General features: G+C 64.1%; 17 protein-coding genes. 5 read left to right on the top strand and 12 right to left on the bottom strand.

The annotated features are described in order from the left end of the window. Positions 1-105 precede the first annotated feature (105 nt). Both BMI88_RS06915 and BMI88_RS06910 read left to right on the top strand, forming a co-directional pair. Positions 106-1,425 carry an MFS transporter gene (locus tag BMI88_RS06915; protein ID WP_078547136.1) on the top strand — a complete coding sequence of 440 codons (1,320 nt, stop codon included), beginning with the start codon at positions 106-108 and terminating at the stop codon, positions 1,423-1,425. A gap of 474 nt (positions 1,426-1,899) precedes the next feature. Further along, positions 1,900-2,820, top strand: coding sequence for an endonuclease/exonuclease/phosphatase family protein (locus BMI88_RS06910; protein WP_078547134.1), 921 nt, complete (start codon positions 1,900-1,902; stop codon positions 2,818-2,820). Between the two features lie 6 nt (positions 2,821-2,826). Here the strand turns inward: BMI88_RS06910 and BMI88_RS06905 are convergent, their stop codons facing one another. The 9 genes from BMI88_RS06905 to BMI88_RS06865 all read right to left on the bottom strand — a co-directional run bounded on the left by BMI88_RS06905 (position 2,827) and on the right by BMI88_RS06865 (position 11,016). Continuing rightward, positions 2,827-4,206 carry an MBL fold metallo-hydrolase gene (locus BMI88_RS06905; protein WP_078547132.1) on the bottom strand — a complete coding sequence of 460 codons (1,380 nt, stop codon included), beginning with the start codon at positions 4,204-4,206 and terminating at the stop codon, positions 2,827-2,829. Then, positions 4,175-5,173, bottom strand: a complete 999-nt coding sequence (locus tag BMI88_RS06900) for an LOG family protein (RefSeq protein ID WP_078547129.1) — start codon at positions 5,171-5,173, stop codon at positions 4,175-4,177. Before BMI88_RS06900 ends, BMI88_RS06905 begins: the two co-directional genes overlap by 32 nt. A 380-nt stretch (positions 5,174-5,553) precedes the next feature. Continuing rightward, complete coding sequence (locus BMI88_RS06895; protein ID WP_078547127.1) at positions 5,554-6,105, bottom strand: sulfur transferase domain-containing protein; 552 nt, start codon at positions 6,103-6,105, stop codon at positions 5,554-5,556. 58 nt (positions 6,106-6,163) lie between these two features. Continuing rightward, positions 6,164-6,775: a hypothetical protein gene (locus BMI88_RS06890; RefSeq protein WP_078547125.1), complete on the bottom strand. Its 612-nt coding sequence runs from the start codon at positions 6,773-6,775 to the stop codon at positions 6,164-6,166. Between the two features lie 2 nt (positions 6,776-6,777). Beyond that, positions 6,778-7,761, bottom strand: coding sequence for an ABC transporter permease (locus BMI88_RS06885; RefSeq protein WP_078547123.1), 984 nt, complete (start codon positions 7,759-7,761; stop codon positions 6,778-6,780). Continuing rightward, entirely contained in the window at positions 7,754-8,686 is a 933-nt protein-coding gene (locus tag BMI88_RS06880) for an ABC transporter permease subunit (RefSeq protein WP_078547121.1), read from the bottom strand. Before BMI88_RS06880 ends, BMI88_RS06885 begins: the two co-directional genes overlap by 8 nt. Continuing rightward, positions 8,683-9,429, bottom strand: coding sequence for an ABC transporter ATP-binding protein (locus BMI88_RS06875; RefSeq protein WP_077701066.1), 747 nt, complete (start codon positions 9,427-9,429; stop codon positions 8,683-8,685). The genes BMI88_RS06880 and BMI88_RS06875 overlap by 4 nt, the downstream gene beginning before the upstream one ends. Before the next feature lie 175 nt (positions 9,430-9,604). Beyond that, complete coding sequence (locus BMI88_RS06870) at positions 9,605-10,384, bottom strand: hypothetical protein (protein ID WP_078547119.1); 780 nt, start codon at positions 10,382-10,384, stop codon at positions 9,605-9,607. An 8-nt stretch (positions 10,385-10,392) separates the two neighbouring features. Then, a complete protein-coding gene (locus tag BMI88_RS06865) occupies positions 10,393-11,016 on the bottom strand; it encodes a hypothetical protein (RefSeq protein ID WP_078547117.1) in 624 nt (207 codons plus the stop codon). Positions 11,017-11,175: 159 nt separating this feature from the next. Between BMI88_RS06865 and BMI88_RS06860 the strand changes: the two genes are divergently transcribed. From BMI88_RS06860 to BMI88_RS06850, 3 genes are all read left to right on the top strand, one after another. Continuing rightward, complete coding sequence (locus BMI88_RS06860; protein ID WP_078547115.1) at positions 11,176-11,850, top strand: response regulator transcription factor; 675 nt, start codon at positions 11,176-11,178, stop codon at positions 11,848-11,850. Further along, positions 11,850-13,208: a HAMP domain-containing sensor histidine kinase gene (locus tag BMI88_RS06855; protein WP_078547113.1), complete on the top strand. Its 1,359-nt coding sequence runs from the start codon at positions 11,850-11,852 to the stop codon at positions 13,206-13,208. Before BMI88_RS06860 ends, BMI88_RS06855 begins: the two co-directional genes overlap by 1 nt. A gap of 247 nt (positions 13,209-13,455) precedes the next feature. Further along, complete coding sequence (locus BMI88_RS06850) at positions 13,456-14,082, top strand: DedA family protein (RefSeq protein WP_210402002.1); 627 nt, start codon at positions 13,456-13,458, stop codon at positions 14,080-14,082. Between the two features lie 197 nt (positions 14,083-14,279). On the opposite strand, the gene BMI88_RS06845 is transcribed toward BMI88_RS06850, so the two are convergent. The 3 genes from BMI88_RS06845 to BMI88_RS06835 all read right to left on the bottom strand — a co-directional run bounded on the left by BMI88_RS06845 (position 14,280) and on the right by BMI88_RS06835 (position 17,460). Next, the gene (locus BMI88_RS06845; protein ID WP_168173956.1) at positions 14,280-15,296 is read right to left on the bottom strand and encodes a LuxR C-terminal-related transcriptional regulator; all 1,017 of its coding nucleotides are present in this window, start codon (positions 15,294-15,296) and stop codon (positions 14,280-14,282) included. Positions 15,297-15,575: 279 nt separating this feature from the next. Continuing rightward, positions 15,576-16,796: a surface lipoprotein assembly modifier gene (locus tag BMI88_RS06840; RefSeq protein WP_078547109.1), complete on the bottom strand. Its 1,221-nt coding sequence runs from the start codon at positions 16,794-16,796 to the stop codon at positions 15,576-15,578. A gap of 79 nt (positions 16,797-16,875) precedes the next feature. Then, a complete protein-coding gene (locus tag BMI88_RS06835) occupies positions 16,876-17,460 on the bottom strand; it encodes a hypothetical protein (RefSeq protein WP_078547107.1) in 585 nt (194 codons plus the stop codon). Positions 17,461-17,588 lie beyond the last annotated feature (128 nt).

Here is a 17,588-nt window from a genome sequence, read left to right as displayed (position 1 = left end):
GCGCCAAGCTGGCCCCTTCCCATGACCGCTTGGATCAGGTCCCCGATCCGAAGACCGAGAGGGGTCGCTTGGACCGCGAGGCCATTTCAAGCTATTCATGAGCCCATGCTCGCCATCCTCGCAGACAGAACCTATCGCCATCTCTTCGCCGCGCAGATCGTAGCGCTTCTGGGCACCGGGCTCGCCACGGTGGCGCTCGGGCTGCTGGCCTATGATCTGGCGGGGGACAATGCGGGGATGGTGCTGGGCACGGTCTTCACGATCAAGATGGTCGCTTATGTCGGCATCGCGCCGGTGGCAGGCGCCTTCGCCGACTGGGTGAACCGGCGGGCGCTGCTCGTTACGCTCGACCTCGTCCGGGCCTGCGCAGCACTGGCGCTGCCTTTCGTAACCGAGGTCTGGCAAGTCTATGTGCTGATCTTCGTGCTGCAATCGGCCTCCGCCGCCTTCACCCCGACATTTCAGGCGACGCTGCCGGAGGTGCTGCCGGAAGAAGAGCGCTACACCCGCGCGCTTTCCCTGTCCCGACTGGCCTATGACCTTGAGAATATCGTCAGTCCCACGCTCGCGGCGCTGCTGCTCGCGGTGATGAGCTATAACAGCCTGTTTCTCGGCACGGTCGCGGGGTTTGCGGGCTCGGCCCTGCTGGTTGTGTCGGTGATGCTTCCCAATCCGCAGGCGGCAACCCGGCGCGGCATCTACGACCGGACCACACGCGGCATCCGGATCTATCTTGCGACGCCACGGCTGCGAGGACTTCTGGCAGTGAACCTCGCCGCGGCGGCTGCAGGCGCGATGGTGCTGGTGAATTCGGTCGTGCTGGTGCGCGGCGGGCTCAACCTCGCGGACAGCGATCTGGCCTGGACGATGTTCGCCTTTGGGGCGGGGTCGATGCTGGCGGCGCTCGGCCTGCCGCGCCTGCTCGAGAGCGTGCCGGATCGCCCGGTGATGCTGTCCGGTGCAGCGGTGATGATCGGCACGCTCCTCGGCCTTGCCGTAGCGATCTCGGCCATCGGGCTGAGCTGGCCTCTGCTGCTCGCGGCATGGCTGACGACGGGCTTGGGCTATTCGGCAGTGCTGACACCGTCGGGTCGCTTGCTGCGACGGTCCTCGCACTCCGAGGATCGACCGGCCCTCTTCGCCGCGCAATTTGCGCTGAGCCATGCCTGCTGGCTGATGACCTATCCACTCTCCGGCTGGCTGATGACTGAGTTTGGCGCGGTCACTGCGCTTCTCGGGCTCGCAGGGTTGGCGACGTTCGGCCTGATCGTGGCGCTGCGAGTCTGGCCCTCCGGCGATCCGGTCACGCTGGAACATAGCCACGACAATCTTTCGCCTGATCATCCGCATCTTCAGGGCCATCGCACGCATCGCCATCCGCTGGTGATCGACGACCTTCACCCGTATTGGGGCACCCGGTTCTGAGGCTCAGGCGGTCCCGAGCGGCAGTCGCACGAGACCGCACCGACGACCAGACAGAGTCTTCGCGGCAGATCGAAAATTTCAGGGTAACATTTTCACCGTGCAGCAATCGGTCTTCTGCCGCAGGAATTATTAACGGCCACTTTGGGCCGTTCGCAGCACCTGAAGGGAAGGACGGAAAGCTGACATTCGCTGCGCTTCTGCCGAATGTCGGTTTTCTGCTGTTCAGCGACATCTCGTTCTTCTGGCTGCGACGTGGTCAAGCACCTCAACTTGCCGCGTGATCGGGGCTTGCGCGGGCCCACTGGGGCCGCGGTCCCCTCACACCGTGACACTCTCTTCCGGCTTGTGTCGCCTCGTAGCCATTCTGATCCTCCGTTTTCCTAAACATACCGGCGGACCACTTGATTGGGGGAGGATCAAAGGACGCATTCGCGCTGTTCCAAACCGCCCTGCCCATGCGATGCTGACGCCAAGATGCGGATCGCGAGCCTCAACACCCAAAACATGCGCCTGCTGCCGAACCGGGAGCTGGGGCGGCTGCATGGGGCTTGGGACAGCGACGACCCCGAGGACCCGCGCCTCGATCCGATCGACCGGCGGCTGACGGCGGAACTGCTCGCCGGGATCGACGCCGATCTGGTCGCGCTGCAGGAGGTGTTCGACCTCGCGACGCTGGAGCACTTCCACGCGTGCTACCTGCTGCCCACCGGCACGCGGCCCTATCCCGAGCGGGTCTGCCTGCCGGGCAATGACGGGCGCGGGCTCGATTTGGCGGTGCTGTCGCGCCGCGCGTTGGAAGCGGTGCGCAGCCATGCCGCTCTGACGCCGGGCGATCTGGGGCTGGAGTTGCCCGAGGGCGTCGACCCCGAGATGCCGGTCTTCCGCCGCGATTGCCTGATGGTCGAAGTGGGCGCACTGACGCTGTTCGTGACGCATTTCAAATCGCCCTACCCCGACGAGGCCGCCGCCTGGCGCACCCGGCACCTCGAGGCGCTGGCGACGCGGGCGCTGATCGAGCAGCACTTCGACGATGCGGCCAAAGCGCTCTGGCTGATCCTTGGCGATCTCAACGAACCCGACGACCCCGAGCTGCCCCTGCCCCGCGCGACCGCGCCGCTTGAACACGGGTTCAGCGTGGATCTGATGGCACGGATGCCCCGGTCCGAACGTTGGACCTATTATGATCCGCATTCGGGGCGCTACCATTGCCCCGATGTGCTGCTCGCCTCGCCTGCGCTGGCCGCGCGCTACCCCGATGCGGTGCCGCGTATCCTGCGCAAAGGGCTGGGCACCGAGGCCGCCCGCTATCAAGGCGAGCACCTGCCCGGCATCGGCCGCCACCGCCCCCATGCGAGCGATCACGCGGCCGTCGCGATCGACCTGCCGGGGCTGTGAGCGCGGCTAGAGCTCGAAGCTCTGATGCAGCTCGGGCATCACCACCTTCGCCGGGTCGAGCCCTTTCGCGAAGGCCTCCATCGACTTTTTCTCACCATGCACGAGGAAGATCTTTTCCGGGTGGCGGGTGCGGGCCAGCCAGCGTTTCAGGTCGCTCTGATCGGCATGGGCGGAGAAGCCGTTGATCGTGTGGATCTGCGCACGCACCGGGATCTCCTCGCCGAAAAGCTTCACGTGCTTCGCCCCGTCCACGATGATCCGCGCGAGCGTCCCTTCGGCGGCATAGCCCACGAAGATCACTGCACTTTCTTGCCGCGCGAGGTGGTGGCGCAGGTGATGGCGCACCCGCCCGCCCGTGCACATCCCCGAGCCCGCCATGATGACCGCGCCCGAGCGGATCTCGTTGAGCGCGATCGAGTCCTGCGTCTCGCGGGTGAAATGCAGCTCGGGCAGCTGGAAAGGATCGTGCCCTTTCTGGATGATCTTGGCCAGTTCCGGGCGCAACGCCTCGTCATGGCGCGCGAAGATCCGGGTCGCGGAAATCGCCATCGGGGAGTCGAGGAACACCCGCAGCGATTTCTCGATCTCGCCCGAGGCCATCCCCTCGCGCAGGAACCACAACAGCTCCTGCACGCGCTCCAGCGCGAAGGTTGGGATGATGACATTGCCGCCCCGCCCCGTGGTCGCGCGGATCGCGGCGAGGAATTCCGCGATTGAGGCCTCGAGCCCGCGATGGTCGCGCTCGCCATAAGTGGTTTCCATAACCACGACATCTGCATCCTCTGGCGGGTCGGCATCGTTGAGAAGCGGGCGATTGTCGGGGCCCAGATCGCCCGAGAACAGAACCTTTCGGGTGCGGCCATGCTCGGTCAGGTCAAGCCGGATCGAAGCCGAGCCGAGGATATGGCCCGCGTCGAAAAAGGTCGCCTCGATCCCGTCGAATAGCGAAAGCGTCTTGCGATAGGTGGCGTTGCGCCCGAACCGATCGACCGCGTCGAGCGCATCCATCGTGTCGTAAAGCGCCTCATGCGACCCGCCGCGCCGCCCATGGCGGTGATGATGGCGCGCCTCCTCCTCTTGCAGATGCGCCGCGTCGAGCATCACCAGTCGCGCCAGATCGCGCGTGGCCGAGGTCGCGATGATCTCGCCCTTGAAGCCGCGCTTGACCAGAAGCGGCAGCCGCCCGCAGTGATCGAGATGGGCATGGGTCAGCAGCACCATGTCGATCTCGGAGGGCTCGAAGCCGAATTTCGCGGCATTGTCCTCGGTCAGTTCCGAGCGCCCCTGGAACATGCCGCAATCGATCAGGATCTTGCGCCCCGCGCATTCGACGAGATGGCAGGACCCCGTCACCTCATGCGCGGCACCGTGAAATGAAATCTTCATCCTCTCCTCCCATTGGTTCGTCGATATTGCGACCGAACTGCGCATACCAACGCCCGATATCCTCCCAGATCTCATCGGCGGTTTCGGCATACCAGAACAGGTCGCGGTCCTCGGGGTCGATCACCCCCTCCTCCACAAGGAAATCCGGATCGAAGACCCGGCTCCAATAGTCGCGCCCAACAAGGATCACCGGCAACGGGCGGATCTTGCGGGTCTGGATCAACGTGAGCGTCTCGAACAGCTCGTCGAGCGTGCCATAGCCGCCCGGAAACACCACGAGCGCCCGCGCGCGCATCAGGAAATGCAGCTTGCGCAGCGCGAAATAGCGGAAGCGGAAGCACAGGCCGGGCGTGATATAGGGGTTGGGGAATTGCTCGTGCGGGAGCGTGATATTGAGCCCCACCGTGCGCGCGCCCGCATCATGGGCGCCGCGATTGGCGGCCTCCATCATCCCCGGCCCGCCGCCGGTGACGATCACCAGACGGTTGCCATGCGTGCCCTCGCGCGCACCGACGATCTGGCCGAAAGCGCGGGCGACGTCGTAATAGCGGCTTTTCGCGACGATGCGCCTGGCGATCTCGACGCGGCGGGTCAGATCGTCATTGCCGGGGTCGGCGGCGCTGCCGGCCTCCAGCTCGGCCAGCTTCTCGCGCGCGGCCTGCGGTTCGGGGATGCGGGTGCCGCCGAAGACCACGATCGAATGGGCGATGCCCTGTTCGCGCAGCAGCGTCTCGGCCTTCTGGTAATCGAGCTGCAGGCGCGGGCCGCGCATCTCGTCGCGGTTGAGGAAATCGACATCCTCATCGGCCTGCAGGTAGTTCGGATGCGCCATGATCTCGCGGATCAGATCGGGGGCGCGGACATCCTCGTGGCCGGGCTTGGGCTGGCACCACGGCAGATCGACCTCGCGCGCCACGTCATCGGCGGGCCGGGGCTTGGCACGCCCCTCTTCCATTGTCTCCGACATCGGCTCCTCCTCGATTACCGAACCGGCAGGCTTGCGGTGGCAAGCTTGACGATCTCCTCGGCGCAGGCAAGTCGAACCTTGCGAAACAAGTCCACGGTGAAAATCCTCGCACCCTCCGTGTCGCCAGAAAGTGGCAAAAGTGGACGGCTTCTACGCCGCCCGCGGCCGGAGCATCCCGCCGCTACCGTGGCCGACTATTGCTCCGCCGTTCTCACGCAGCGTTCTCACAAAAACAGATGTCAGCTTAGGGCCGACCGCTACCCGCTCGGTGGCCTGGGCGGAGAGCCGACCTTCGCTGCGCGTCTCTCGAAAGTCCGCTCACGAGAAAAACGAGACTTTCCCACCATCATAAGACCTGCGACCAAGAGGTTGAACATTCGTCAACTGTTGGCCGCTATCCATGTCTGGTCCATCGGCCAAGCTCTGGAAAGCCGGGGCACGCCGAGATGACCGTAGATTAGAGACAACTGCCAGCCTGCCTCGGACGGCGAGCGCTTTTTCTGATGCGTGAGATAAAGGGCCGCGGCCAATCCTGTGCGATCTGCACCGGCTTTGCAGTGGACCAGCAAGGGTTTCGGCGCGGCGGCCATGGCGGCTTCTAACGCGGCGATGCGCGCGGGGCTCAGGACCTCGTGATCGGACATTTTAAAGTCGATCAGCGTCAGCCCCAGCCGCTGCGCCGCGGCTTTCTCTTCGTCGTACCATGCCTGTCCCGGATGGGCTCCGCGCAGGTTGAGAACCGATCGGATGCCGTCCTTTTCCTTGTAGGATTTCAGCCGCTCGGCCGTCGGCTGGTTCGAGCGGTAGAATTCGCCGGCCACCACGGTGTGGAAATTTCCAGTCACCTGAAGATATCCGAAATAGAGCACCAGCGCCGCGAGCGTGCCGAGCAATACGGTGCCCACGATCTGCGCGATTTTACGGAGTTTCATTGCCTCTGCCTCCCTCTGCGACCCCGCGAAGCGGGGCCGCGATCCGATCGTTTCGGGATCAATCCGCCTGTTCGGCGCCACCGGCGTCTTTCTTGACGCCCTGCGTCACCGCGGCAAAGCCCGGAAGCTGCAGGCTCACCTCGACCTGTTTTGCCGATTGCGCGGTGGTGTAGATCGAGTTCGGGTTCGCCCGCAGATGCCCCGGCTTGCCGCTGTCATCGACATGGATGCGGGCCGAGCCATTGGCGGGAACGGTCACGTCGGGGTGCAGGATATAGGCCTCCTTCGCACCGCTATCGGCGTCGGTGATCGTGTTGAAGAGGGTGAAGCCGCTCAGCGGTTTGGCACCGTCATTGACCAGCTGGATCTCGAGGTGATCTGGCGCGTCCGTATGGGTCGCGGGGTCGACATTGTTCTCGACCAATAGCTCTCCGATATGGAACGGCGCGGCAGTTCCCCCGGGCTGGATCGGGCTTTGCGCCACCACCGGGTCCTTGTCGGCCAGATCGTTCTGCCCGTCGCCATCGGTGTCGGGGTTCTGCGGATCGGTGTGCAGCAGAGGCTCTGCCATGTCGGGCACGCCATCCTTGTCGGTATCGGTCTGCGCGGCCTGGGCGCCGCCAGCGGCGAGCATCAGCAGCACGGTGAGGGTGGAAAGGGTCTTGTTCATCGTCAGGTCTCCTTGGTCAGACGATCGGCACGGATCGGACGCAGCAGGACGAGCCCGCCGAGGCCGAGGGTGAAGAGAATGAGGAACCAGGCATCGCCCTTCTTGTCGGCCCAGATCGGCCCGAGCGCTTTGCCGGTGTAGATGTCCTTGATTCCGAGCACCGCGAAGGTGAAGCGCTCGTAATGCTTGGTCACGGACGAGACCTCGATCCCGTTGCGGATGGTCTCGTAGGTGGCGAAGCCCTGCTTGATCCTGGTCTGCTCGGCCTTCGGGATCGAAAGCTGCGCGAAGACGCCGCCCGCGACCTGATTGTCGGGGTCCATCGTGTCGCCGATCTGCGGTGCCACCAGCACCACCAGCAGCCACAGCGCGAAGGCGTAGAGCAGCCCGCTCGCCGGGCTTTTGAGCCAGAGGCTGAGGCCGAAGCCCACCGCGAAGATCGCGCTGAGATAGAGCGTCGAGGCCCCCCAGGTGATCGCGAGGCGCATCAGGTCTTTCGCCCCGATGCCGATGCCCGAACCAAGCGCGAGCACTACGGCGCAAAGCGCGAAGACGAAGGCCAGCGCGGTCGCCATCAACCCGGCCCCGCCTAGCAGCTTCGCGGCAAGGAACTGCCAGTTTGAAAGCGGGCGCGTCAGGATCAGCGCCAGCGTCTGGCGCCCGCGCTCTTCGACGGCGGCGCGGTAACCCGCGATCAGCGCAATCACTGCGCCCATGATCTCGATCTGCTCGATCGTGCCGCGCATCAGCTTGAGCGGGTAGAATTCGGGCGCTGCGATCGAACCGAGGCTTTTGCCGAGCGCCAGCAGTTGCTGTTTCGCGGCCATGTAGGTGGCCACATCGGTGCGCATCGCGACCGTCCCGGTGATCAGCGAGATCAGCGCGGCTGCGACGAGCGCCAGGGTCGCGGCCAGCAGGAAACGGTCGCGCAGCGCGATCCGTGCGTCCTTGAGCGCAATGGGGGGAATAGCGGAGAGATCAGGCATCGGGGCCTCCCTTCGTCATGTCGAGCTTGAGGCAGCCGCGCAGCGCATAGAGGCCGGAGCCCGCAGCGAAGAGCATCATCACGACCAGCGGGGGCACCGCGCCGCGCGGCGGCAGGCCGTCGGGCAGATAGCCCATCAGCTCCGCGCCGAGATACTTGTAGGCTTCGGCCAGCGAGAACGGCCCGAGCAGGTTTGCGGAGAGGTCGAAGATCGTGGATTGCGGGGCGGGTGCGAGGGCCGATATCGGGTTGATCGCAGCGGTGGGCAGGATGTTCCCGGTCAGCGCAGGCCAGACGAAGGTCAGCACCAGCCACACGACCGTCGGCACCATCAGCCCCACGGTTTCGCTGCGCGCCCGCGCCGAAGCGCCGATCGCAATCAGCCCGAAGGTCATCATGTAGAGCCAACCCAATGTGAAGAACGCAGCCAGCCGCGCCCAATCCCCTGCGGCGAGATGCACCGAAGGCAGGATGGCGAGGGTTGCAGCCCCCACCACACCCGCAAGCGCCGCGAGACCGCCGACGGCCAGCGCCAGCGCCGAGACCTTACCGCGGGCGTAATCGAGGCGCTCCAGCGGGCGCGCGCCGATCAGCGGCAGCACCCCGGCCCGGCGGTCGGTCTCGACCATGCGGTAGCCGATCACGATGGCCGAGAAGGCGCCGATCAGGCTGATATAGATCGTGAGATTGCGCAGCAGCGCCAGCGGCGAGCCCTGCGTGACCGGGTTCGGCGGCACCGGCTTGCCATTGGCTTCGAACCAATGCGTGGCGCTCGCGTAGATCGCGTCGACCGTCGAGGTCGCGGACCAGCCCAGATAGGCCGAGACCAGCACCAGCGCGGCGAACAAAGCGGCCACCAGCGCGATCGTCCGCTCGCGCGCAAGCGCGGCGAGCGCGTGGCGGCGTAAGATCGTGGAGGGTGTCATGCCGCGACCTCGCGATCCGGCACCACCGAGAGGTAAAGCTCCTCGAGGGCCTCTTCCGAGCCGTAGCGCGCGTTGACCGTCTCGATCGTGTCGTGGAAGACCAGCTGGCCATGCGACAGCACGCCGATGGAGGAACAGGACCGCGCCACCTCGCTCAGCAGGTGGGTGTTCATGAAGATCGTCATGCCCTGCGCGTTCAGCCGCTCGAGCACCTCGCGCAGTTGGCGTACCCCCATCGGGTCCAGCCCCGAGGTCGGTTCGTCGAGGAACAGGACCTGCGGGCGATGCACGATGGCCTGCGCGAGCCCGACCCGCTGGCGCATCCCTTTCGAGAAGGTCGCGATCCGGCGGTCGGCGAGATCGGTGATGCCGAGAAACTCCATCACCTCCTCGACGCGGTCGCGGGCGTCCTCGATCCGCGAGAGGGCCGCGAAGAAGCGCAGGTTCTCGCGCGTGGTGAGCGTATCGTAGAGGCGGACGTTCTCGGGCAGGTAGCCGATGGCACGGCGCAGCGCGATCCGGTTATGCGCGAGGTCGCAGCCGGCGACGCTCGCCGTGCCGCCGCTGGGCTCCATAAGCGTCGTCAGAAGCCGGATCGTCGTCGTCTTGCCCGCACCGTTGTGACCGAGAAATCCGAAGATCTCGCCACGGCCAATGTCGAGGTCGAGCGGCTGGAGCGCGGTGAAATCGCCGTAGCGCAGGGTAAGCCCCCGCGTGCTGACGGCCGGTGTGTCTGTTTGCATCTCTGGGCACCTCCTTTTGATGTTGAAAGGAACTTGCCCGCCGCGTTCCGGATCGAATTCGCCCGTTTCTTACAAATCCGTGAGAAGCTGGGTTTCTCGCTTGGCCGGAACGAAAAACCCTCCGCCCCGGACGGTCGGGACGAAGGGCCACGCGGCGTACGATCTGGAAAGGGAGTCAGACGCGCCTGCGTTTCACAGTCATCGCGGCGACGGTGATCGCGATGACGGTAAGGAAGCCGAGGCTGGTGGGAATGGTGCCGAAGCCCAGCCCGCCATACTCGGTAGGCTGCGAGAGAAGATCGCCGAAGGACGCGCCCAGCGGGCGGGTGAAGATATAGCACAGCCAGAACGCCCAGAGCCCGTCGAGCTTGAGCGCGGCATATCCCGAAGCGAGCGACGCGATGATCAGCCCGAAGAGGATGCCGGTCGCGAGATAGCCGATGCCGAACTGCTCCGAGATCAGATCGCCCAGCGCCGTGCCGAGCGCGAAGGTGAACAGGATCGCGAGCCAGTAGAACCCTTCGCGCCGGGCCGTGTAGACCTCATGGATCGAGAGCGTGCGCTCGGAGGCGAACCACGCCGCAAAGGTCGCGCCCAGCAGGATCGTGAACCCGATCGTCGAGTCGATCAGCGGAATCCCGAGATTGTCGGTCATGTTGTCGGTGATCAGCGTCCCCACGATCGAGATCAGCACCACCGCCGACCAGTAGACCGCGGGCACATAACGGCGCTGCGCGAATTGCCAGCGGATCACGAGGGCGAGGATCACGGTCATCAGGATCGTCGTCGCGGTCAGGCCGAGGCCCAGATTGACGGCCAGAAAGTCGGCCGCCGTCTCGCCCATCGTCACCGCCATCAGTTTGATGAGCCAGAAGCCCGGCGTGACCTCGGGAACGCGGCTGACCGGATTGGTCAACTCTTCGTCGGGGTAGATGAAAGTCTGTTGGTAGCTCATGATGCGCCTCAGTTGTTCAGCATTGCCAGCGCCTGCGCCGAGAAGGCATCGGCGCGGGTGTCGTCATCCGCGTTGCAGCGCTCGAGCGCTTTCGCCTGAAGATCGGAGACCGCTTGCGACGCGGTTTTGCCGCCGAGCGTATCTCGCACTTGCCCGATCATCGCCTCGCAGGGCAGCGCGTGGCCGGTCTTGTCGGTCACCGCGATGCCCGCGACTTTCTGCACGGCCCCGACTTCCGAGGGCACCGGATCGGCAAGCGCGGTCTGCAGCCCGTCAAGGCTCTGCATCACGCTCTTCGCGTCCGGCGACTTCGTGCGCAGGGCGGCGAAAGCCTTGTCCGCCGCCCCGTCGATCACGCCCCAGGCCGAAGGATCGGCCTTGCGCAGCTTGGCCGCGTTCTTGTCCCAAAGGGTCTCCAGATCGGTGATGCGTTTCTCTGCGGCGGTGAACTCGCCTTTCTTGGCAAGCGTCTGGGTATCGCTCACGATCGTCTCGTAAGGGCTCATATCGCCGAGGCTTGCAGCTTGCGGCGCGGAAGCGCCCGGCGCTCCCGTACTCATGGCCATTTCGACCATTGAAAATGACGCGACCGGCACCGCGATCAGCGCGGCGGAGAGAAGCAGGTTTCGCATAAGGTCCTCATTGCTTGCGATGCATCCACATCGATGCCGCCAGCAATCCCCTGCGGAAGGACGAAGCGTTTTGCTCCCGTCTTACGAATTTGTAAGAAATCGCACAGACCTTGCGGAGCCGCCCGTGACAATCCCGGTCCGTTATCGAAGGATGGTGCGATGAAAATCCTGATTGCCGAAGACGATGCCGAAACCGGAGACTACCTGCGCAAGGGGCTGACCGGAGAAGGGCATGCCGTCGACCTGCTCCGCGACGGGCGCGAGGCGCTGACGCAAGCGACCGCGCAGAGCTACGACCTCTTCATATTCGACCGGATGATGCCGAGTCTCGACGGGCTGGCCTTGCTGAAGGCACTGCGCGCGGCGCAGATCGCCACGCCCGCCATTCTGCTGACCGCGATGGGCAGCGTCGAGGATCGCGTCGCCGGGCTGCGCGCGGGGGCCGACGACTACATGGTCAAGCCCTTCGCCTTCGTGGAGCTGCTTGCACGGATCGATACGATTGCGCGCCGCCCTGCCCTCAAGGCAGAGGTGACCGAACTGGTGCAGGGCGATCTGCGGCTCGACCTTCTCGCCCGCGAGGCGTGGCGCGACGGCCAGTGCATCGAATTGCAGCCGCGTGAATTCATGCTCCTGAAGCACTTCATGGAACGTCCCGGCCGGGTCCAGACCAAGACGATCCTGCTGGAAGCGATCTGGGACATCCATTTCGATCCGAAAAGCAGCGTCGTCGAGACCCATATCAGCCGTCTGCGCGGCAAGATCGACAAGCCTTACGCCACCCCCTACCTAACCACGCTGCACGGGATCGGCTACGTGTTCGAGGCCTCGTGATGCGTGCGTTCACTTGGTCGATGCGCTTCGCCATCGCGATCTCCACGGTCTTCGCATTCGCGGCACTCGTCGCGGGCGGCGTGTCCTATGTGCTGCAATCCAAGGAAATGAGCCTCCGCCTCGAGGGCGAGGTCCGCGCCGATACCGAGGCGCTCGCCCTCTCCGCCCGAGGCGCCGACATGCAGGACCTGAGCGAGCAGATCACAGCGCGGATGACGACGAGCCGCGACGGCGCGAATATCGTGGCCTTCGCGCCGGCCGATGGCTCTGACGCACTTGGCAATGTCCGCGTCGCCGCCTCGTTCGAAGGTACGCGACACCTCGAACCGGGGGCCGGCCTGACGCTGCTCGACCCACCCGGTGCGAATGTCCCCGAAGGTTACGTCACCTATGGAATGCAGCTTCCGTCAGGCTGGCTGATGACGGGGCGCGACGATGCGTGGCTGCGCGAACAGGGCGAAATCCTCGCCACAAGCTTCGGCTGGGGGCTCGGGCTCGCGCTTCTGCTGTCGATCAGTTTTGCGGTATTCATCGCGCGGCGAAACGAGGCCCGCATCGACCGGATGGAGCAGGTCCTTCACGCGGTCGGCGAGGGCCGCCACGGGTTGCGCATCCGCGACGAAGGCGATGACGACGTGGCGCGTCTGGCGCAAAGCGTGGATGAGGCGCTCGACCAGTTGGAGGCGGGGATCGCGTCGATCCGTCAGGTCTCGACCGATGTCGCCCATGACCTGCGCGCGCCGCTCGCCCGACTGCGACTGCGGCTCGAGCCGGTGGCATTGGATGCGTCCTTGCCGCTGACGCAGCGCGGCGAGATCGGGAAAGCGCTGAACGATCTCGATCAGGTCTCGGAAACCTTCGACGCGATCCTGCGCCTGTCCCGCATGCAGGCCGGAATGGTCGAGATCACGCGTGTGCCCGTCAATCTCACGCAGCTCTGCCAGGATGTCGCGGAAATGCTTGGCGCGGGGGCGGAGGATGCAGGGCAGGAATTGGCGCTCGATCTGCCGGAGAGCATTTCCATCGAGGGCGACCGCGAGCTTCTGTTTCAGGCGCTCGTGAACCTCGTGGACAACGCGCTTCGCTACAGCCCGTCCCCGGCACGGGTCTCGATTGGCGTTCATGAGGCAAGCCAGCATGTCGTGTTGAGCGTGGCAGATAACGGCCCCGGTATCCCGGACCGCGACTTGGCGCGGGTGCGCGAACGTTTCGTCCGCCTCGACCAGAGCCGCAACACCCAAGGCAGCGGTTTGGGTCTGAGCCTCGTCGACGCCATCGCGCAGATACACGGGGGCGAGCTGCGCCTGAAAAATCTCGAACGTGGCCTGCGGGTGGAGATGCGCTTTCCGACGTTGTGATGGGTGAAATGTGCCACGCAAATGACGCTCCACCAGCGACGGGACAAACGCGGGTGTAATGCACGCATTCACGCATTTCTCGGTGAGCTCGCCCGACCCATGACTTTCGCGGCTGGGACACGGTTTCGCGAGCTTTCTTTCCCGTCTTCGCCGCCGCCACACCTTCAGATCACCCCACGACCGCAAGGCAGGGTCTTTGCCGGAAACCTCAGGGGCAGCACAGGGCCAGACGCGGGAGGAATGAGACATGATTTCAGGACTGATGGGAGCCATCGCGGGCTTTATCACCCATGCGATCAGTTCCATGGGCTATGCCGGTATCGCTGCGCTGATGGCGATCGAATCCGCCTGTATCCCGCTCCCATCGGAAGTGATCATGCCCTTCTCGGGCTATCTCGCCTCGAAAGGTCAGTTCTCGCTGTTACTCGTCGCCACCGTTGGCGCAATCGGCTGCAATATCGGGTCGACCCTCGCCTATTTCATTGGTGCTTACGGCGGTCGACGCGCCGTCGAACGTTGGGGGCGATACATTTTGCTCAGCCAATCGGATCTGGACCGGGCCGATCGCTGGTTCTCCCGCTATGGCAGCGCCGCGGTCTTCGTCTCGAGGCTCTTGCCGCTGGTGCGGACCTTCATCTCCCTCCCGGCCGGCATCGCTCGGATGCCGTTCTGGAAGTTCCAGATTTACACCTTCTTCGGATCTTGGCCCTGGTGCCTCGTCCTCGCCTATGTCGGCCTCAAGCTCGGCCAAGCGTGGGACCAAAGTCCGGCCCTGCGCAACACGATGCACGCCCTGAATGGCGTGGTGCTCGTTGCGATCCTGATCGGGGTCGGCTTCTACGTCCGACGCTTTTTCAAAAGTCGTGAGGCGTAACTGTTCGGTGCAGCCGCGTAGTCCAGCGAACTGACGCGATGCCCGCAGGACCGACCGAGGGTGTCGCAGCCACAGTTATCGTAGCCTTCTGAACCTGTCCTCCAGCGCCAATCATGCCGAACCCCATGGGCGGCATTTGACCCGGATCGTCCATTGAATTGTCGCCCTTGTCCCAGAGCGACACCGTCACGCAGGACCTACATCAGTCCAAACTGCAAGGCGATGGCAACGGCCTCCGCGATGGTCCGTGCCCCGAGTTTGCGGCGGAGATTGGCGCTGTGTAGATCAACTGTCGGAATGGCGATGTCGAGATCATTGGCGAGTTGGTCCCGCCTGCGGCCTTGGATAATTCCCTGAAGAACGTCCCGCTCGCGTGGCGTGAGCCGCATCTTCTCACGTGGGGCCGCGATCAGATTTCGTATTCCATCCTCTTCGTCACTCGTCGCGATAACCCAGACTTTCCGGCCCCCGTCAGTTCGCGGCAGGAGGTTCAACCTCAGTTTCGGTATAATTCGCCCGTCAGTCGCGCGCATTTGAGGTAGGTCGAGCGCGCCTGCCTGGCTCTTCACCGCATCTGTCGACCGTCCGATGGCTTGGCGCAAAACCCCGTGCATCGACCCGCGTGACCGTAATTTCCGTTCGAAGTCGAGCACCAGAAGCGGATGAAGATCGAGCAGCAGCTCGGCTTTCCCGTTCATCCGCACGAGCCGCCCTTCGTGGTCGAGCTCGAAGATCGGGGCGTCATCAAGCAGGCTGCAGTCGGGCGCGGTGACCTGCTGGATACTGGCGCGATGCAGCTCCCGACGGATCTTGTGCAGCCGTCCCAGATCCTGGACATGCAAACCGAGAGTCTCCACCTCGGGATCGGTGAAATCGCCCCCGCGCTTGCCTTTGTGGAAGGCCGTGGCGACCAGACCGTCGCGCGTGCTCTGCATCATCGCGAGACACCAGTAGCGATCGACACCGTTCTTCACGATGAAATCGTTATACATTTCGCTGCGCTCGAATTCCTGAGCGCTCACGTGGTTCGACAAACGAAACAGGCCTGTGCCGCACTTATCCGGCGTACCGTGCGCCAACCACGGATCGTGACCCTCGAACGAATTGTAATCGAGATTGGCATCCGCCTGCGTTCCGGCGGTGATTTCCCGATAATCGCCGGGATGGAGCCAGATGAAGACAGCCGACGGGATGCCGATCACCTGCGCGAGCATGTTTGGCAGCGCGGTGAATAGCTCGTCATCGAGCGCGGCATCATAAATTTCGTGATGCGATATGAAACGTGGCATCGTGTCAGTTCAGCCGGCGCGGTCGGGTCAAATCTAAAATTGCGTGCGTTTCTCGGAAAACGACGCGCCGCGGATCGAAACTCGGCATGGCCCCCCCAAAACTCTTCAAATCAAAGCCAACCGGACCGCCGAGCAATGCGCCGAGAAAAACACTGAAGCTAAAATGCTCACCGATTAACATGCGACATAGATGCCGAATTTCGTTCAAAAATCAAGCTTTAGGGACAAAGCGCAATCAACCGAGTTCGTCGTGTAGAGCGCGACATTCGACCGGGTGCGCCGCGCGCTGCAGGTGATCCGGGGCGTTTGACCAAGGATTTTCGCTCGTTTCAATTCGAGGCTCAGCCCGAGGCTCGCGGTCCGGTCCCGACGGTGCACCCCGACGATCGGAAAGGCGGCGTCGTAGCGGCGCTCCCCGTAGCTGAGCGACAGCCCCCCACGAACTCCGTCGAAAAGCGGTCGGTCAAAGCCCACGCGCAACTCAGCGCCGGAATAGCGATGGTAATCCTTTCGCGGCAAGGCGCGTTCCAGCCGCAGGCCATAGCTCAGGGCGCTACGTTGCCCCAATCTCGTTCGGCGCGCGAGGTCCACGAAATATCTCGGGCCCGTCAGGTAGGGCTTCTCGCTGTAGCTGGCATACTCGCCGTCCAGCCGGAAAACCGTGCGCCCGCCCCCTGCGGACCGCCACACTTTCGCGAACCGCACTCCGCGTGTGAGGTTGTCCGACGTGATATCCTGCGACCCGCCGCCATAGCGCCGGTCGCGCAAAAACGCCTCGACCGACCAAGGCGCACCCCCACCGAGATGCTCGTAGCGCAGGGCGAGCCCGGGTTCCGAATAGCGCAAAATCGCGGTGTGATACCAAGCCCCCGCATAGGAGGCGCGCAGGCGGAGGCGATGCCCCGGGCGCGGCTGAACGAACCAGTCAAGGTTCGCGCCATAGCCGAGCCCGACCCCGGAGGTCTCGTTGCCGCCATCATTTATCAGAAACGTGCCGAAATCGGTCACCAGATACCGTTCAGAGGCGACGTGATCGACATTGCTGCTCGGCAAGATCGAGGCCGTGGCGGAAAAGCGAAACGGATGCGCCCGATCCAACGCCTGCCATGCCGCGAGAAGCGCCGCTTCGTGCTTTGGATCCTTGGCGAGCGCGTAACGCAGGAACGCTTCGTTGCGGCGAACGGAGCCAAGCTTGGTGAAGCTCTGCTCCAACCCGGTCTGCGCCGGGGCAAATTCCGGATGGCGCGCCGCGATTTCTCCGAAAATCAGAAGCGCCCGCCCCGGTTTGCCCTGCGCGAGCTGCGCATTCGCCACGCCGAGCCAATCCGAAACCGTCTGTTCCGCAAAGCTGCGCGACGGTGAGAGCAGACAGACGACAAGCGCGAAGGCGAGCCAGATCAGGAGGAAGGAAGAACGGTATCGCATCGCGCTTGTCGTTTGCCTCTCGGCGAGACGGAAAGAGACCGGGCGCAGAACGCCCGGCCTGTGCAGGAAAAGCCCCGCCTTAGTTCTCGGTAGCGTAATAATTGCCGTCGACGTTCTGGACGTCAGAGCCGTCGGTCATCGTCCCGGAGATATCGCCCACCGCAGTCAGCGTGCCCGCGTCGTCATAGAAACTGCCGGTCATATCCAGAGCGAAGTCGGCGCCCGCAGAGGAGCCATCCGACATCGTACCCGTCGCGGTCGCGCTCATGTCCGAGCTCGAAACCGTGCCCGCAACGTCGAGCGAGCCTGTCACATCGGCTTCCTTGGTCAGGACGTCGCCGCTATAGATGCCGAAATTGGACCCTTTGCCGGTCAGCGTCCCCGCGTCGAAATCGACATCCATCGCCAGTTCCCCCATCACGGTCGTGGTCGGGTCGTCGGGATTGACGTTGCTCACGCCCATATAGCCCGACATCGACGCCTGCCCCGTCGGCACGGTCGTCGTCAGGTCGCCCGTACCGATCCTGTCCGCGTAGTCGGAATAGGTTGCTTCGACGTTTTGCGCCTCTGCCGAGGTCAGCGCCGCGGAGGACCCGTTGCTGCTGTTACATGCGGCCAGCGCAAGACAGGCGGCTGACGCCGCGAGCGCGAATTTGAATGTCATAAGAATACCCCGATTTATTGGTGTTTTGTCACGGCCCAAACACTCGAACCGATCACGCGCATTTCACGTCACAGTCCCCCGCGCGCGCAATCTATGAGAAACTATAGGGTTCAGCGCGATCTTGGCTT

The organism is Thioclava sp. F36-6, from assembly GCF_002020305.1.
GTDB classification, from domain to species: Bacteria; Pseudomonadota; Alphaproteobacteria; order Rhodobacterales; family Rhodobacteraceae; genus Thioclava; species Thioclava sediminum.
Note: the sequence above shows the minus strand (reverse complement) of the source record. Positions and strands in the feature narration are given on the sequence as shown.

What these genes read in the sequence shown, in the direction of transcription:
- BMI88_RS06915 (WP_078547136.1), top strand. Translation starts at nt 106, where the DNA reads ATGCTCGCCATCCTCGCAGACAGAACCTATCGCCATCTCTTCGCCGCG.
- BMI88_RS06910 (WP_078547134.1), top strand. Translation starts at nt 1,900, where the DNA reads ATGCGGATCGCGAGCCTCAACACCCAAAACATGCGCCTGCTGCCGAAC.
- BMI88_RS06905 (WP_078547132.1), bottom strand. Translation starts at nt 4,206, where the DNA reads ATGAAGATTTCATTTCACGGTGCCGCGCATGAGGTGACGGGGTCCTGC.
- BMI88_RS06900 (WP_078547129.1), bottom strand. Translation starts at nt 5,173, where the DNA reads ATGTCGGAGACAATGGAAGAGGGGCGTGCCAAGCCCCGGCCCGCCGAT.
- BMI88_RS06895 (WP_078547127.1), bottom strand. Translation starts at nt 6,105, where the DNA reads ATGAAACTCCGTAAAATCGCGCAGATCGTGGGCACCGTATTGCTCGGC.
- BMI88_RS06890 (WP_078547125.1), bottom strand. Translation starts at nt 6,775, where the DNA reads ATGAACAAGACCCTTTCCACCCTCACCGTGCTGCTGATGCTCGCCGCT.
- BMI88_RS06885 (WP_078547123.1), bottom strand. Translation starts at nt 7,761, where the DNA reads ATGCCTGATCTCTCCGCTATTCCCCCCATTGCGCTCAAGGACGCACGG.
- BMI88_RS06880 (WP_078547121.1), bottom strand. Translation starts at nt 8,686, where the DNA reads ATGACACCCTCCACGATCTTACGCCGCCACGCGCTCGCCGCGCTTGCG.
- BMI88_RS06875 (WP_077701066.1), bottom strand. Translation starts at nt 9,429, where the DNA reads ATGCAAACAGACACACCGGCCGTCAGCACGCGGGGGCTTACCCTGCGC.
- BMI88_RS06870 (WP_078547119.1), bottom strand. Translation starts at nt 10,384, where the DNA reads ATGAGCTACCAACAGACTTTCATCTACCCCGACGAAGAGTTGACCAAT.
- BMI88_RS06865 (WP_078547117.1), bottom strand. Translation starts at nt 11,016, where the DNA reads ATGCGAAACCTGCTTCTCTCCGCCGCGCTGATCGCGGTGCCGGTCGCG.
- BMI88_RS06860 (WP_078547115.1), top strand. Translation starts at nt 11,176, where the DNA reads ATGAAAATCCTGATTGCCGAAGACGATGCCGAAACCGGAGACTACCTG.
- BMI88_RS06855 (WP_078547113.1), top strand. Translation starts at nt 11,850, where the DNA reads ATGCGTGCGTTCACTTGGTCGATGCGCTTCGCCATCGCGATCTCCACG.
- BMI88_RS06850 (WP_210402002.1), top strand. Translation starts at nt 13,456, where the DNA reads ATGATTTCAGGACTGATGGGAGCCATCGCGGGCTTTATCACCCATGCG.
- BMI88_RS06845 (WP_168173956.1), bottom strand. Translation starts at nt 15,296, where the DNA reads ATGCTCGCGCAGGTGATCGGCATCCCGTCGGCTGTCTTCATCTGGCTC.
- BMI88_RS06840 (WP_078547109.1), bottom strand. Translation starts at nt 16,796, where the DNA reads ATGCGATACCGTTCTTCCTTCCTCCTGATCTGGCTCGCCTTCGCGCTT.
- BMI88_RS06835 (WP_078547107.1), bottom strand. Translation starts at nt 17,460, where the DNA reads ATGACATTCAAATTCGCGCTCGCGGCGTCAGCCGCCTGTCTTGCGCTG.